This window comes from Mesorhizobium sp. Root102 (assembly GCF_001425625.1).
Classification (GTDB): Bacteria; Pseudomonadota; Alphaproteobacteria; order Rhizobiales; family Rhizobiaceae; genus Mesorhizobium.
This window is the reverse complement of the sequence record NZ_LMCP01000001.1, coordinates 617,494-633,800: the sequence shown is the minus strand read 5'-3', so window position 1 is coordinate 633,800 and position 16,307 is coordinate 617,494. Positions and strand designations below refer to the sequence as shown.

Here is a 16,307-nt window from a genome sequence, read left to right as displayed (position 1 = left end):
CTCACTCCTCCTCATATGCGTCCCGAAAATCAGCGCCGATTTCACCCAGGAAGCTTTTTTCCGCGCTCTCGGCGATTTCACGATGGCGTTTCTGGTAAAGCTCCCACAGCTTGGCGCCGCGCCCGCCTGAAAGCAGCGTGCCGATCGCGGAATTCGATTTCAGCTCTTCCTCGATCGCCGCCGGGTCAAAACGGTCAATCATCCGCCGCAAGGCGCCCTGTACGCCTCGCCAGGCGCGCACGTGATGTTGAGCGAGGTCGCGAACCGCGTCGGCGATTGCCGCTTCGCCGGCGAGAAATCCCGGGCTGCGCTCGGCGAGAAGCGTGACGATGGCGTCGTCGACCGTCGGCAGAAACTTGAGCGGATTGACTTCGGAAGCCCCGACCATGGTCTGGGCGACGCGAGCGTTTCCCTTTTCCTCGGCCCGCTTGCGCAGAAGCTGCATCAGGCCTTCCATCATCAGCCGATATTCGCGGCCAAACTTCTCCATTTCCGCAAGGCTGTCGCGTCCGGGGAAGTCGGCTTCCTCGACACCCATACCGTGCAGGAATGCGGAGCGAAGCGCCATGTCGCCCAGTTGCGGCGCTGCCGGCAGGCGGGCGGGTTTGGCAGCGGCACCTGTCCGCGCTGGAGGTGGGACATCAGCCGCTCGCACGGGCAAATCCCAGGGATTGGCGGATTGTGGCCGTTGGGCGATGTGCTCGCGCTTTCCGGCCGAGCCGGTGCCGTTTGCCGAACCGGGCGCCGTGGCTGATCCGAAACCAAAATCATCATTGAAATCGGACGGCTTTCCATGAGCGCGTTCGACTTCGCGGCTTGGGGACGGCTCGGGGTCGAGGCTGAATGGGTCCGCCCGGTTCGCCGCGCCGCTCGGTTCGAGATAAGGGGCGGCATTTTTCGACACAGGCGTTGAAACCGGATCGAGGCTGAACGGGTCATCGAAAGCAGGCGAGCTGCGCTGGCCGGAGGTGGCACGCTCGAACGCGCCCGGAACCGGCTGTTCGAACGGGTTCGGCAGATCCGCCGGACGTGGCCGTCGCGGCTCTTCTTCGACCGTGGCGGAAAAGAAGTCGTCGCGGCCGATGCTCACAGGCGCTCGGGATACCGGCGGCAGGCGTTCCGGAGCCGGCTGGCCGGCTGTGGATGCTTGGGCGGTTGGCGTCTGCAGATCGACATAGACGACGTAGTCGCCCAGTCTTAGCCGCATGCCGCTTTGAAGGCGCGTCGACTTGCCGGCGCCGAGCGGGCTGTCGGAGTCGTTTATGAACAATCCGCTGCTTGACGTATCGGTGACGAAATATCCATCCCGCCCGCCCGAGATCCTGCAATGAGCCCGCGAAACGAACATGTCGGGATCATCGATCTGCCAGCCAGCGTCCGCGCTGCGGCCGATCACCAACTCGCCCTCGTCCAGCCGGGTCTGCCGCACCGCCTGGGTGCGTGGCCCTTGCTCCAGCGTCAGCAGCAGGCTCATGCCGCGACCCCCGCCATTTCCGGCCGCCATCCGACGATCGTCCGCAGCCGCATGTCGTCAGCATCGCCCCTTTCAACGGGCCGCGCAAGCCAGGCGGTCCGGCCGAGCTGTACCGCTCCGATACGGGGCGGCGGCACTGCTTCGCGCGCAAGCACGATGCGCAGATCGACGTCGAGCGATTCCCCGACCATGTCGCGAACGGCTTGCTTGAACAGTTTGAGCCGCTGGCCGCCAGGCAGGAACGCCTTGAAGTCCTCGTACCCCAGCGGGCCGACACGGAGTTCGATCCTGCTTTGGCGGTTGAAAACGCGCGGGCCGATCGTCGCCCCCCGGCCGAGCCCAGCATAGGCTTTTGCAAGGCGGGTCTGGAGCCCGGCCGGGATGTTTATCCAGGCGGCGATGAACTCTTTGATCTGAACCGGCACCTTGAAGGCTTCCGCCAGGAACAGCGTCAGCCGTTCCGGGCCATCGACCTGGCTGGCGAGCGAAGCTGCCTGGCGAAGCTTCACCGTATCGAGATCAGTGCTCTGGGTGCCCGGAAGTCCGATTCCCGCCATGGCTTCAAGCATGGCGCGGACGCGCCCCCCAACCGCACGTTCGACCTGTACCGCGGGGTGCGCATCCGCCCATGCCCGATAATACAGGGCGATCATGCGGTGCTGCAGAATGTTGACGAAGTCCATGAATGTCGTGTCGCTGGTTTGCCGGGCATCGGCGCCGGTGAACCAGCGCTGCGACAGCCGATCGAGCACCCAGCGCGTCAGATGCAGCGGCAGCGGACCTTCGGGTCCCATCAGGCCAAGATTTGCGACCGTGACCCTGGCCGGAGCCTTGTCGTTCGCTTCGCGGAATTCAACCACGTCCCTGGCCGAAAAGCTGAGACGCATATGCTGTCCGAGCCTCGCCGGCTCGCGCTCCGGCGAGCTGGAATAGCCGAACAGCCCGCCCCTCCGTTCGAGCCGGCGCAACAGCTCGAAGAAGTCGAACGTCCCGGACAGCCCCTCGGTCTGGCTCGAGTCGACTGTGTCTAGATCAGGTAGCGATTGCCGGGCGTCATCGGCCATGGCACATCCTCCTGCTTCTGCAGCAGCCGCGTACGGGTTCGCACAAAGCCGTTTATACCGGCATGACGGGCAAACAGCCGTGCCAGCAAGGCCGAAAGCAGCAATGTGCTTTGCCCCGCCAGGACCGACTGGTCGACATGCAATGTCACTTCCGTGCCGCGTCCGAAGCACATCGGCCCGTCGATCTGCAGCCGTTCGATGACCGGCCGCGAGTCTATGCGAACGATCGAATGCACGTTGCGGGCAAGGCTCGGATCTCCCCGGTCGGCGTACAGATCAAGCAGCGCATGCAGCGGATCGACGCCGCGGCCTTCCTTGGCAAGGCTGAGAAAGTTGAGCGCCAGTTGGGCCACCAGCCGCCAGGCGAGATTGTCGGCGCGGGATTCGCCCGCCGCGCCCACCGGAAGCGCGGCGGGGATGGCCGGGCGAGGCGGACGCAACGCGCCGAGAAGCCGCACCGTTTCGACCGGGTCGCCTGCCTCCAGCGTCAAAGTGGGATTGTCATCGAGGATCGGCAGATCGCGGTTGGTACAAAGCGCCACGATGTCGACACGCTTCAGCGGCCGGTTCGCCGGGCTTTCCACCGGGCGTGAAATTGCCAGGAAAACATCGTCCCCTGCGTAGGAGGTGCGGGTCAGCCCGTCGCGCCGCTCGTCTTCCGTCGCGCGACGGGGGCGCCGCTCGGTGGAGTAGACCCAGCCACTGCCGCGATTCTGACCCAGGCTGAAGAGCTCTGGAATTTCGGCATCGTTACCCCCGGTGTCGGCGTCCTCCACGCGGATGACCCGATAGATTTCGAAGTCGCGCGCCCGCGTCCGATCGGCATGCAGCACCTGGCGCGTCTTGCGCGGATCAAGCTCGATGACGTTGCACTCACGCTCGAAGAGATTGATGATCGGCGTTGCGAAAAGTTCGAAATCGGCCGGTGTCAAGTCGGCAAGCTCGGGCACCGGGCGCCTGAACATGAAGATGATCTCGAGCCCGGCCGCGCATCGACGCACGACGGGCTGCAGCCCGGAAACCCGCGCATAGTGAAAGCGCTCGGGCATCATGAAATATTCGCGCAGCAGGCGGTACCCCTCGAATGTCGGACGGGTACGAGGCATCAGGGACTCGTCGTCGCTGATGCCGATCATTTCGGGTTCCGGCAAAGGCGATAGGGGATTGGTCTTGCCTTCCGCGCGTGCGCCAACGGCCGAGCAAGCACCGAAAATCGCGTCGAAAAGCAGGGGGGCCTTGGTGCGTCCCGCAAAGTAGAGATCAAGCCGATCGAGCGACAGTTCGTCGAGCCTGCCTTTTCCGGTTCGGGCCAGCACGATGCGGAGCGCCGCCTCGCCGGCCACACCGCCGATCGGTGCTATGCCGGCCGCTGCCAGCGCGCTGCGATCTTGAAAATAGCTTACGGAAGTCAGCGCTATCGGCCACAGCGTGATGTCCTGGGCGGTGGTGAAGGTGCAACGCGTCGAAAGGCCGGGCTGCAGGCCGGAGACCAGCCGGGTGTTGCGCTTGACGACATGGCCGGCAACCATCGTCTGGACCTGCTGGCCGGGTTTCAGCACCACCATCGCCGTTGCCGGCGCCGGCGTGACCAGATCGGGATACAGAACGTCGAGAACGCTGCGTGAAAACCGCGAGCGCTCGGCGTCGACTTTCAGCCGGGTGCGCGCCGCGAGGAAAGCGACGCCGTCAAGCAATCGCTCGACATACGGATCCGGACACGGCACCGTGTCGAGCGAGAGATTGCGCGCCACCGCCGGATGCAGGTCGGCAAATTCCGCCGCCAGCGCACGGATATGGGTCAGTTCCTCCTCGTAATATTCTACGAAGACCCGATCCATCTCAGGCCTCCCTAAATTCGGTCCGCGCCAAGCCGTTGTCGAGATTGATCGTGGTGCGCAGGCGCATGCGTTCCGGCGTCGGCGTCATGATCAGCACCGCGTCAATCTCGATCTTCAAACCCACGCTCTTGTCGCCAAGCGTCACCGTGACCTTCGTCGTATTTTCCTTGAGGCGGGGCTCGAACGTTGCAAGCACCGAGCGGATCTCGCGCGCCAGGGCTTCGCGATCAAAGTCGCGAGAGGAGCGGCCGGAGAAGGAGGGTACGCCGTAGTTGATCACGCTTCGGCGCACCTCCGGAAAATCGGCGAGCGACGGCGGGTTGTCCGCTGCCTGCTCGCTTTCGAGATCGGAGAGAAGCGGAACAGCCTCGAAACGCTCGGTGTTGAACAGAGCCTCGATGTCGCGCCGCACGGCCTCCCGGAGCACGCGGGGCGACACGACCACGCCGCGGCTTTCCATCTCTGCGCGGTGCTGGGTCTGAAAGGCCAGTCGGTGCAGACGCCGCTTCTGATCGGCCGTCAGCTCCGCATCGGCATCGATGAGCCGCGCGCTGCCCGCAGCCAGACCCTCCAGCCGATCCACGCCGAGTTCGTCCTGCAAGGCTTGGCGTAGCCCGTCTATCTCGGAGGTCATGCCCGGCAGGTCGTTTACGAGGCGGTCCCAGAGAGAGGGCTGGACCGCTTCGCGTTTTGCTCGCGAACCAGCGGTAACCTGCAGCTTGTCCGCGTCGGGCCGCCGGCCCTCACTTGCCGACATAGACATCCATTTCGATTTCGTCATTGCCGTCATAGACGAACTTGATCTTCTTGTAGGCGAAGCTGACCTCTTCCTCGATCAGGTCTTCCTCATCCTCGGCCTGCGACATGTCGTATTCCATGATCGAGGCGTCGGTGAGGGTGACGACCAGGTAATCCTTGGTCTCGCCATCGATGGTCCGGCGTGCCGAGAACACCACTTCGTCCAGCGCCTTGTTCTCGAACAGTGCTTTCTTCAGATAGGGCGACGACTTGTCATAGTGCTTGGTGAACTTGATCATGCCCAAGGAAACGCGACCGCGGCGCGAGAGCGAATTCGGATCGTATGGCGCGACTATCTTGTAATCGACCCCGTGGACTTCAATTTCGTCCTCGTGGCCGTCTCGAGCGCTTGGGCCTTTGATATCCGGAACTTTCAGAAAACCATCAATCTTCGTACCTGTGGGCATTGTCTTTCTCCACCGCTTTCAAAAAACCAAGATCGTGTTGCTGTAAATCAAGTCTTCACGGACGGCAGTTCCGAGACCAGTCGGAGCGAGGCATTGATGCCCTCGAGCTGGTAGTGCGGGCGCAGATAGAAGCGGGCGTTGTAATAGCCCGGCCGCCCCTCAACGCTGTCCACCTGAACCTCGGCCGCGGCAAGTGGGCGCTTGGCGCGCGCCTTGTCGTCGGCAAAGGCCGGGTTGGCCAGCACGTATCGGTTGATCCATTCGGTCAGCCAGATCTGCATATCGGAGCGCTCCTTGAACGAGCCGACCTTGTCGCGCGCAATGGCCTTGAGGTAATGCGCAAAGCGCGAGACCGGGAAGAGATAGGGCAGGTTGGCGCTGAGCCGCTCATTGGACTGCGCGTCGGGGTCGACCAGCCGTCCCGCCCGCGTCTCGTCGTCCTGCAGTGAGTGTGCGCCGATGAAGGCCGCGAGATCGGTATTCTTTCGATGCAGGATCGGCATCAGACCAAGCTTGGCCAGTTCCGCTTCGCGTCGGTCGTCGATGGCGACTTCCGTCGGACATTTCATCGCGATCGACCCGTCATCGGTCGGGAAACTGTGCACCGGCAGGTTGAGGACCGTGCCGCCATTCTCGACGCCGCGGATCTGCGTGCCCCAGCCATAGAGCTTGTGACTGCGGTTTATGTTCACGCCCATCGGGAAGGCGGCGTTCATCCAGACATATTTGTTGTGATCGCCCTGCACCTCTTCCTCGAAGGTGAAACCCTTAACCGGAACGGTATCCGTGCCATATGGCAGCCGCGCCAGAACGCGCGGCATGGTCAGGCCGATGTAGCGAGCGTCCTCGCTCTCGCGCAGCGATTGCCACGAGGCATAGGCCGGGTTGGAGACGATCTGCTGCAAATCTTGCGGGTTCGGCAATTCCTGCCAGCTGTCCATGCGGAACAGGCGCGGCGAGGCGGCTGCGATAAACGGCGTGTGCGCCGAAGCACAGATGCCGGAGATGTTGCGCAGCAAACCAACGTCGCGCGGGTGGTTCGAGAATTCGTAAGCGCCAATCACACAGCCAATCGGCTCGCCGCCAAGCATCGAATACTCGTCCGTATAGACTTTCTTGAAGATCGGGCTCTGGTCCCACATTTGGCCTTCATAGTCTTCGAGCGTGTCGGCCAGTTGCTCCTTGGAGATGTTCATCACCCGGATCTTCAGCTTCTGATCAGTCTCGGTGTTGTTGATGAGATACCAGAGGCCGCGCCATGTGCCTTCCATTTCGCGCACTTCGGGCGCGTGCAGGATCTCGTTGACCTGTGTCGTCAGCATCTTGTCGATGCCCGCGATCAGCGACTTGATCGACTTGATCGCATTGGACGAGATGGTGGTTGTATCGGAACGGGACTGTGCCGCGAGGGCGAGATTGCGCACGAGTTGCTGCAGTTTCTCGCTGTCGTCCTTCTTGACCTTGAAATCTTTCTCGAGGAGTCCGCTGAATTCTCCAAGGTCTATGGCTTCGGCCTCGGCGGCGACGGCGGCGGTCTTTTGCTGTTCGGCCATGATTTACTCCCCAACCTTGTCGTCGTCAGCCAGCGCCTGGCTGGCGATCTTGCCAAGAAGCGGTTCGTTGTTCAGAAGTTGCGCGATGCGTTTTTCGGCGTCGACGCGGCCATCCATGAAGCCAAGCAGTTCCTCGAGTTGGCGACGCATCTTGAGGATCTCGGCCAGTTGCGGAACTTGCTCTGCAATCTTGTCCGGGGCGAAATCGCCCATTCTGGAAAACGTAAGATCGAGCGCCAGTTCCTCGTCCCGCTCGGCGCCCTCAGCCTGCGGCAGCGTATTCTTCACGCGGGCCTTTACCCGCGGTCCGAGCGCCTCCATGAACTTGGGGAAGCGGTTCGCGTCGGTCTCGACAAAGGAGCGGTCCAGCACCGACTTTGACGCTTCCTTGGTCTGCGAAGCACCGGAAAGGTCGGCCATCACGCCCATGACGAACGGCAGTTCGATCGTCGTTGGACTACCGTAGGTCTCCACATCGTAGGCGATCTGCACCCGCGGCGCGCGATTTCGTTCGATGACCTTCGCTTTGCTTTCGGCTGGCATGTGTTGTTACCTTTCATCCTTCTGAGCCGTCTTCTTGACATCGGGAACGCCGGCAAGGAGCCGGAACTCCTTCAACCCCGACGGGGCGAGATCTTCCATCAGTTCAACGAAATCCATATGCACCATTCGGCGCACACGCCGCGCCAGGTGCGGGATCGGGCTCGACGGTTCGGTGCGGTCATAGAAGGCGACGACGAGGTCGAGGCATTTCACCACGTCGTCGCGCGAGGAAATCCGGTCGGGAAGCCCCGTGCTCGAGTCCGTATAACTTGCCGCACTTGCCATAGTATCGGCTCCATGACCGTTTCGAGCAGGCGTTGCCGGTTCTGCCAGCGTGGGCGACTTGGCCGCGCCATTCGCCACGGCGCCGGCTGCCGAATTCCGTTCGAGGGTCGTCAGCAAACGCTGCAGAAACCGTTTCAATTCCGGAACAGGAGCGGTGCCGCCCTCGAGACGGGCGTTGAGAGCGGTCTCGACCGCGTCAAGGGCCGCGATCGCTGCCCGGGCGTCAGCGACGAGCAAGACCATCTCTGCGTTGGCTTGATCCATCTGTGCCGCACATCCGGCACGCACCCGGTTCAACAATTGTCCGTGCGCACTGACCAGTGCGGCCTTTTCTGCCGCATTCAACCCGGAGGCGGCCTCCTGGAGCATGACACGGTCGTCGAGCGCACCCTTTTCCAGATCCTTGCCCTGAATCGGGCCGATTGCACGCGGCGCAAAGAACGTCATTTGCCGCAGGTTCGCCAACAACCCCTCCTGACCATTCTGGAGGTCGAGCAGCGCGTTGATGCGGCGCAAGGCGGCATCGCGTGGCGAAGCGTTGGGCCGCAGTGCCGGATGCATGGTTTCCCAATGCTGATCGAAGGTCTGCGCAATGAGGGTCAGCCCCTGCGCAAGCCCGGCCAGTCCTTCTTCATTGGCCAGCGCGCGCGTGACGACGACGAGCAGGCGCAGGTCCCGGCCATGCGCGCGCAATTCCTCCGCCTTGGCGAGCACCGCAGGCCAGTCGACCGGAATGGTGCTTTGCGAGGCGGGTTTGTTTTGGCCGTTGTGGACGACCTTGATCTCAGGTTCCGTCAGGCGCTCCAGCTCATGAAAAGCCGGGTCGTTGCGCAAATCCTCCCCTGACGGATTTTCACCGTCGAGCGGAGCAAGCCAGAGTGCGACATCAATCACACCAACCCCCAGCAATCGGCCCATAAACCGTATGTGACCCTACGGTATCACACGGTTGCACTTTACCACAATTCAAGCACTGCTCAAAAAATTAACGAAAGCTGACCAGGCCGCGTCTTGGGTGCCGAAACCCTCGGCTAGATTGCCGACCCAGTATGTGAAATGCATTACACGGAGGCGGGCAATTACGTGGTTGTTTGCAGCCGATGGTGCGGTACTTTCCACAAATGGAAGGGCGCTGTCCACCACGCGCTTTGTCAAGTGGCGGCTTATGTGGCAGGTTATCGACTGGCAGATTGCAGGAGCACGTTCGATGGAACAGCGCCGGTCATCGCAGACCTTCAAACGCAAGGAACTGGTCGGCAAGCTCAATCCTGTCGGTGTGTGCGCCTTCAAGGCCGCAGCCGACACCGCCAAACTGCGCGGCAATCCTTACGTCGAACTCGTCCACTTCATCGAGCAACTGGTGCTTTCCGACCGTTCGGATGTGCAAATGATAATCGCCGATGCGGGCGTGGATGCGAGCCGGCTCACGGCCGATATGACCCGCGCCGTCGACAAGCTGCCTTACGGCGCAACATCGATCGAGGAATTTTCCGACCATATCTTCCATGCCATCCAGGAAGCCTGGAACCTGGCAACGCTCGAGTTCGGCGTCGAGGAAGTCCGCAGCGCCCATATTCTCCTTGCCTGCCTGAAGACGCCGGTGCTGGAAGGCCTGCTATCGAAGATCAGCGGCGAGTTTGACAAGATCGACGCCGGCGCGGTCATCACGCGGTTCGCCGATGTGATGGAGGGCTCGCTCGAAGCCGGCGCAGGCATAGCGGTTGCCGCAGCCGAAACGCCGAAGCGGTCTCCGGGCGGGGATTCGGCGCTGGCGAAATACGCCACCGACCTGACCCAGCGCGCCCGCGACGGCAAGATCGATCCGGTCGTCGGCCGCGATCCGGAGATCAGGCAAATCGTCGATATCCTGATGCGACGCCGGCAAAACAACCCGATCCTGACCGGCGAGGCCGGCGTCGGCAAGACCGCGGTCGTCGAGGGCTTTGCCTTGCGCATTGCCGCGGACGACGTGCCGCCCACGCTGCAAGGCGTCAGTGTGCGCATGCTCGATGTCGGATTGATGCAGGCGGGTGCAAGCGTAAAGGGTGAGTTCGAAAAGCGGCTGAAGGCTGTCATCGATGAGGTGCAGTCTTCCGAAACACCGGTCATCCTGTTCATCGATGAGGCCCACACCTTGATTGGCGCAGGCGGCGCGGCTGGAACCGGCGACGCGGCCAATCTCTTGAAGCCGGCGCTGGCGCGCGGCGAACTGCGTACGATCGCGGCAACGACCTGGGCCGAATACAAGCAGCACATCGAGAAAGACCCGGCCCTGACCCGCCGTTTCCAGGTGGTCAAGATCGACGAGCCTTCGGAGGCGGTGGCCGTTCTCATGTTGCGCGGCGTGGCCGGCGTTCTGGAGCAGCACCATAAGGTGCAGATACTGGATGAGGCTATCGAGGCGGCGGTCGGCCTCTCGCATCGCTACATCCCGGCGCGGCAACTGCCTGACAAGGCGGTGAGCCTTCTCGACACCGCTTGCGCCCGTGTCGCCATATCACAGCACGCCACGCCGGCCGAGGTCGAGGATATCATGCGCCGCCGCCAGGCGCTGGAGGTCGAGCGCGGCATCATCGGTCGCGAGGCCGCGATCGGCATCGAGGTGAACGACCGGCAGGCACGGGTCGACACCGGGCTAGCCGAAACCGAAGTTGCGCTGGCCGCCGCGCAGCAGCGTTGGGACCGGGAAAAGGCACTCGTTGCCGAAATACTCGAACTGCGCGCCAGGCTGCGCGGCGAAGGTGTCCCGCTCGATGCGGTGGAGACGCCGGAGACCAATAGCGAAACGGCTGGCGCGGGCGCGGCTGAGACTCAGCCGCCCAAGAGCGAAACGCCCAAGACCAAACCGGCCAAGACCAAAACAGCCAAGGCCGATGTGGAGGGACAGGCGGCGACCGATGCCCCTCCACCCGATCCGGCCGCCGATCTCACCCGGCTGCGCGAACTGATGGCCGAACTGGCCGAGGCGCAAGGTGAGACGCCGCTGATCCTGCCGTCGGTCGACCGCAACGCCGTGGCGGCGGTGGTTCAGGATTGGACCGGCATCCCGACGGGGCGGATGCTGTCGAGCCAGACCGAAAAGGCTTTGCGGCTGGCCAGCACTCTGTCCGAACGCGTGGTCGGCCAGGATCACGCCATGGAAATGATCGCCAGGCGGGTGCAGACCAGCCGCGCCGGGCTCGGCGCGCCGGAAAAGCCGGTGGGCGTGTTCCTGCTCTGCGGCCCCTCGGGTGTCGGCAAGACCGAAACCGCATTGGCCTTGGCCGAGACGCTCTACGGCGGCGAGCAGAACCTGATCTCGATCAACATGTCCGAATTCCAGGAGGCGCATACGGTCTCTACCTTGAAAGGGGCGCCGCCTGGATATGTTGGCTACGGCAAGGGCGGCATCCTGACCGAGGCGGTCCGCCGCAAGCCTTATTCGGTGATCCTGCTCGACGAGGTCGAGAAGGCGCATCCGGACGTGCACGAAATCTTCTTCCAGGTCTTCGACAAGGGGATGATGGACGACAGCGAGGGCCGGCGCATCGATTTCAAGAACACGCTGATCCTGCTCACCTCGAATGTCGGCTCCGAAGTCATCATGGATCGGACCAGGAATGGCACGCTACGGGCAGGGCTCGACGATCTGGACACCGCGCTGCGCAGCCCGTTGCTGAAGGTCTTTCCAGCGGCCTTTCTCGGCCGGGTGGTGACCATTCCTTATTACCCGCTCTCGGATTCGATGATCGAAGCGATCACCCGCCACCAGTTCGCCAAGATCGCTCGCCGGCTGCGCGCGACCAACGACGCGGAATTGGTGATCGGCGATGGGGTCATGGACCTGGTCAAGGCCCGCTGCACCGAGATCGAATCCGGCGGACGGATGATCGATGCCATCCTGACCAACACGCTTCTGCCGGAATTGAGCCGTGGCGTGCTGAACCGGTCGCTCGAGGGCGAAAAGATGACGAAGGTGACGGTCGGCGCCTCCAAGGAGGGCTTTACCTACCACTTCGAGTAGCTTCAGGCGAATGTGGGGCCTCTAAAGGCTTCCTTGCAACCAGATCGCTCCTCGGAGGTTCTTGCTTTGATTCTAAGCAAGGGCGGCTTTCGATCGCCGCCAACAGGTAGCCAATTTATGGATGTCTCCATCGCCCAAGCAAAGGACGACAATATCAAGGCCGGCAAGAGCGGCTTGCTGCTCATCTCGGACAATTATGATGCCTTCGCCACGCGCGTTTTGGCGGCACGAAGCGCGGTTCGCACCCTAGACCTCATGTACTACCTCTGGCATGATGACCACACTGGGCGCCTGCTTCTGCAGGAAGTTTTCCGCGCCGCTCAGCGGGGTGTTCACGTGCGAATGCTCCTCGATGATGTGAACCCGCGGACGAACGATTCTGCGTATCTAGCGTTGAGCAGCCACCCAAATATCGATCTGAAGCTGTTCAATCCGAGCGGAGTCAGATCACGCGGCATCGCGCGCAGTATAGAAGTTCTCCTGCGGCTTTTTGCACTGACTCGCAGAATGCACAACAAGGCGTGGATCGCGGACGACAACCTCGCCATCGTCGGCGGGCGCAACGTTGGCGATGCCTACTTTGATGCTGCAGAAACCAATTTCCGCGACCTCGACGTGCTGATGCTAGGTCCCGCCGTGCAGCAAACCGCCCAAATATTCGAGGCCTTTTGGAATTGCGAAGACGCAAAATCAATTGCTGAGCTCGGCTCGGCCACGCAGATTACGAATGCCAATCTATTTGAAGGAAGTGAAGCTGATACAGAGTCACCGCTCTTGATCGGAATTGGTGATCGAGGGTCCATCGCAGAGTTCATCGCGGCCAGCAACGACGTCCATTGGGTGGAACGCGTTCGGGTGATTTCTGACCCTCCAGAGAAGGTTCGTGGCTGGAGACGTCGCAGTTGGCTGATGAAGGAGTTGCTCCCCATCATTCAGTCGGCGCGTTTTTGCCTGGAAATCGTCTCCCCCTATTTCATCCCCGGCAAAAGAGGGTCCGCGACCCTGTCGGATCTTGTCGGCAACGGTGTGGACGTCGCGGTTTTGACCAATTCCCTAGCAGCCACGGATGTCGCCGCAGTGCATGGAGCTTATGCGAACTATCGCAAGCGATTGCTCAGGAACGGCGTCAAACTTTTCGAGCTTCAGCCCTTCAGCCGGCAACCAAAGATCTCGGTATTCGGGTCCAAGGGTGCCAGTCTGCACACCAAGGCTTTCAGCGTTGACGACAAGACGGGCTTCGTCGGCTCCTTCAATTTTGACCCGCGGTCTGTATCTTTGAACTCGGAAATGGGCGTGCTTTTCGAGGATGAGAAGATGGTCGCTGAACTGCGGCACCGCTTCCAGTCAGAGATATCACCGGAAGCGAGCTATAGGCTCGAGCTGAGAAACAATGTGCTACACTGGCATGGCTGCGACGAAGGCAGACTCCAGAACTATATCCACGAACCCGAAGCGGGAATTCTTCGCCGTATCATGGCGACTTTGGTTCGCTGCCTTCCGATCGAGTCTCAACTCTAGAGGAAGCGCCCCGCGCCTTCGTCAGCCACTTCCACACGCAACTAACCTTTGACAGGAAGCAGGGGGCTTCGGCGAAGCCGCCCTTGGTTTTCGGAACATTTCCGGCACCGGTCCGAAGGGCTGCCGGACTTTTGCTCCCCAGCATCGAGCTGGTTGGTCTGGCGTGGCGATGGCCAAGCGCCAAAACATCGCGGTGCCTTTCGGTTCTATCGTGTCCGCAGGCTGAATGAACGCCTTGAATGGGATATTTTAGTTGCGGAAAATATCAATAAAATTAGTTAGTTTGATATAGTGACATCTCTGACGGCAGGCAAATTTTTATCGATGCCAACATCATTGTCGCACATATTGACGTTAAATTAACAGCGCGATATGGTTCGTTTGATCCGCAGGTACCCACTGCACTTGTATCACCGTTGCTCGTCGATCGTCGCTATGTCTGTCACCCTTGCCCCAGCCTGCAGGATTGCCTTGCAGTGCGCATCGCCAGTCGCTGAAAGAGGCGGTGACCATGCCCAGTCTGCTTGGAATCGATAACGGTCTCACGGTCACCAAGGCGGTGATCTTCGATGCCGATGGCACGCAGCTCTCCGTGGCGCGTCGGCGGGTGCCGCAGTCGATGCCCCATGCCCGCTGGGTGGAGCGCGACATGGCCGGCCTCTGGCAAGCGACCGCCGACGCAATCAAGGAGGCGATCGCCCTGTGTGGCCGCCCGGCAGACGACATCAGGGCGGTGGCCGCGACCGCGCATGGCGACGGTCTCTATCTGCTCGACAAGGGTCGCCGGCCGCTGGGTCCTGGGATCCTGTCGCTCGACAGCCGTGCCGGCGAGATCGTCGAACGATGGTCGGCGGACCGGGCCTTCGAAGACGCGTTGGCGCGCACCGGCCAGGCACCGCACGTCTCGGCGCCGTCGGCGCTGCTGGCCTGGATCAGGAAGAACCAACCCGACCGCTATGGCTGCATCGGGCATATACTGGCCTGCAAGGACTGGCTGCGCTTTTGCCTGTCGGGCACGATCGGCACCGACCGTACCGAGGCCAGCACCTCATTCACGGATTTCCGCACGCAGGACTACGCGCCGGAAGCGATGCGCATCTTCGGACTGGACGATCTCTTCGACGCGCTGCCACCGATGGCGCATTCGGCTGAAATCGTCGGCCACGTCACCGCCGAGGCCGCCGAAATGACCGGCCTTGCCAAGGGAACACCGGTTGCGTGCGGACTGCATGACGTGACCGCCTCGGCGCTTGGCATGGGCGGCCATGAGGAGGGCGTGCTCGCCATCGTCGCCGGGACCTATTCCATCAACGAAGTGGTCTCCCCGGAACCGCGCGTCGACCCGCGCTGGCTCTGCCGCAACGCCATCGACGCTGGTCGCTGGAACAACATGGCGATCTCGCCCGCCTCGACCGCAAACTACGACTGGTTTCTCGACACGTTCTGCCGCTCGGAGCAGGAAAAGACATCGGTCGATGTTGGCTCCATTCACGACTTGCTGGCGGCGGAGATCGACGCGGCGCTGAAGAAGTCCTCAACCATCCTGTTTCACCCCTATCTGTTCGGCTCCCCCTTTGGCGATGTCGCCAGCGGCAGCTTTGTCGGCCTGCATGGCTGGCACAATCGCGGCGATATGCTCAAGGCGGTTCTGGAGGGCATTGCCTTCAACCATCGCACCCATGTCGAAGCCTTGCGCGAAGGCTTTGCTATCAGCGAGATCCGCCTGACCGGCGGCGGCTCGCGCAATCCGGCCTTCGTCCAGATGTTTGCCGATGTGCTGAACGCCCCGGTTATCGTCACCTCGACCGACGAGGCGGCGGCCTTTGGCGCTGCCCTTTGCGCGGGTGCCGCGGTCGGCATGTTCGCGACGCCGCAACAGGGCTCCAGGCAGGTCGGAATGACGGCGCGCCAATACGAGCCAGTGCCGGCCTCGAGTGCTGTGTTCAACGAGCGTTTTTCCCTCTATGGCCGCATAGCCGGTGCGCTCAAGCCGCATTGGCCGGAGATCGAGAAGCTGGCGCGGCCAGACACTGGGGGAACCGCATGATCAAGGCCGACGAACGACGCGAAGAGATCGCCGACTATGTGATCAAGCTCGGCCAGGTGCGCATCGACGATCTGGTCGAGCATTTCGGCGTATCGCGCATGACCATCCACCGACACATCGACCGGTTGGCGCAGCAGGGTGTGCTGCGCAAGCTGCACGGTGCGGTGACGGTTCAGCCTTCCGGCCTCTATGAAAGCGCCTTCCGCTACCGGGTGACGGTCAACCGGGCCGAGAAGGATGCGCTGGCGCGGGCAGCACTCGATTATGTCGAGGCTGGCCAGGTGGTGATGCTGGACGATTCCTCGACGGCAAACGCCGTCGCCACGCTGCTGCTCGACGTCAAGCCGCTGACCGTCATCACCAACTCCGTGGCGACGGCGTCACTGCTGACCAATGTCGACGAACTCGATTTCATCTGTCTCGGGGGCCAGTACCACAGCACCTACAGCGCCTATATCGGTATCGTCTGCGAGAACGCCGTGGCGCAGCTGCGCGCCAATGTGCTGATCTGTTCGGCTTCGGCCATCACCGGAACCACGGCCTTCATCCAGGACCCCAATGTCGTGCGGGTCAAGCAGGCGATGATGGCCGCATCGGTCAAGCGCATTCTGCTGGTCGACCATGCCAAGTTCGACAGGATCGCCCTGCATGTCTTCGACGATCTGACCAGCTTCGACGTCGTGCTGGCGACCGAAGGCCTGGGGGATGCGCGGGCGCAAGCCCTCGAACGGGCCGGCGTAAGGCTGCGCATCGTCAAGACGAAAGCGCCATGAGCCC

The 16,307-nt window shown here is 62.1% G+C and carries 12 protein-coding genes; 4 read left to right on the top strand and 8 right to left on the bottom strand.

Features of this window, described 5'->3' with window-relative positions; translation table 11 throughout:
- Position 1: 1 nt before the first annotated feature.
- The 8 genes from tagH to tssA are packed head-to-tail and all read right to left on the bottom strand — an operon-like array spanning position 2 to position 8,856.
- Positions 2-1,474 (bottom strand): type VI secretion system-associated FHA domain protein TagH, encoded by a 1,473-nt coding sequence (gene tagH, locus ASD12_RS02930; RefSeq protein ID WP_056581938.1) that lies wholly within the window; start codon positions 1,472-1,474, stop codon positions 2-4.
- Positions 1,471-2,538: a type VI secretion system baseplate subunit TssG gene (tssG, locus tag ASD12_RS02925; protein ID WP_056581793.1), complete on the bottom strand. Its 1,068-nt coding sequence runs from the start codon at positions 2,536-2,538 to the stop codon at positions 1,471-1,473. The genes tagH and tssG overlap by 4 nt, the downstream gene beginning before the upstream one ends.
- Positions 2,502-4,376, bottom strand: coding sequence for a type VI secretion system baseplate subunit TssF (tssF, locus tag ASD12_RS02920; protein ID WP_056581792.1), 1,875 nt, complete (start codon positions 4,374-4,376; stop codon positions 2,502-2,504). The genes tssG and tssF overlap by 37 nt, the downstream gene beginning before the upstream one ends.
- Position 4,377: 1 nt before the next feature.
- Complete coding sequence (gene tssE, locus ASD12_RS02915; protein ID WP_056581791.1) at positions 4,378-5,133, bottom strand: type VI secretion system baseplate subunit TssE; 756 nt, start codon at positions 5,131-5,133, stop codon at positions 4,378-4,380.
- Complete coding sequence (gene tssD / locus ASD12_RS02910) at positions 5,120-5,581, bottom strand: type VI secretion system tube protein TssD (RefSeq protein WP_056581790.1); 462 nt, start codon at positions 5,579-5,581, stop codon at positions 5,120-5,122. The genes tssE and tssD overlap by 14 nt, the downstream gene beginning before the upstream one ends.
- Before the next feature lie 47 nt (positions 5,582-5,628).
- Entirely contained in the window at positions 5,629-7,134 is a 1,506-nt protein-coding gene (tssC, locus tag ASD12_RS02905) for a type VI secretion system contractile sheath large subunit (protein WP_027035515.1), read from the bottom strand.
- A gap of 3 nt (positions 7,135-7,137) precedes the next feature.
- The gene (tssB, locus tag ASD12_RS02900) at positions 7,138-7,677 is read right to left on the bottom strand and encodes a type VI secretion system contractile sheath small subunit (protein WP_027035514.1); all 540 of its coding nucleotides are present in this window, start codon (positions 7,675-7,677) and stop codon (positions 7,138-7,140) included.
- Positions 7,678-7,683: 6 nt separating this feature from the next.
- Positions 7,684-8,856 carry a type VI secretion system protein TssA gene (gene tssA, locus ASD12_RS02895; RefSeq protein WP_056581937.1) on the bottom strand — a complete coding sequence of 391 codons (1,173 nt, stop codon included), beginning with the start codon at positions 8,854-8,856 and terminating at the stop codon, positions 7,684-7,686.
- Between the two features lie 313 nt (positions 8,857-9,169).
- Here tssA and tssH point away from each other — a divergent pair, with 313 nt between their 5' ends.
- The 4 genes from tssH to ASD12_RS02875 all read left to right on the top strand — a co-directional run bounded on the left by tssH (position 9,170) and on the right by ASD12_RS02875 (position 16,303).
- Entirely contained in the window at positions 9,170-11,965 is a 2,796-nt protein-coding gene (gene tssH, locus ASD12_RS02890) for a type VI secretion system ATPase TssH (protein ID WP_056581789.1), read from the top strand.
- Between the two features lie 117 nt (positions 11,966-12,082).
- Positions 12,083-13,483: a phospholipase D family protein gene (locus ASD12_RS02885; RefSeq protein ID WP_056581788.1), complete on the top strand. Its 1,401-nt coding sequence runs from the start codon at positions 12,083-12,085 to the stop codon at positions 13,481-13,483.
- A 511-nt stretch (positions 13,484-13,994) separates the two neighbouring features.
- Positions 13,995-15,530: an FGGY-family carbohydrate kinase gene (locus ASD12_RS02880; RefSeq protein WP_056581787.1), complete on the top strand. Its 1,536-nt coding sequence runs from the start codon at positions 13,995-13,997 to the stop codon at positions 15,528-15,530.
- Positions 15,527-16,303: a DeoR/GlpR family DNA-binding transcription regulator gene (locus ASD12_RS02875; RefSeq protein WP_056581786.1), complete on the top strand. Its 777-nt coding sequence runs from the start codon at positions 15,527-15,529 to the stop codon at positions 16,301-16,303. The genes ASD12_RS02880 and ASD12_RS02875 overlap by 4 nt, the downstream gene beginning before the upstream one ends.
- Positions 16,304-16,307: the final 4 nt, after the last annotated feature.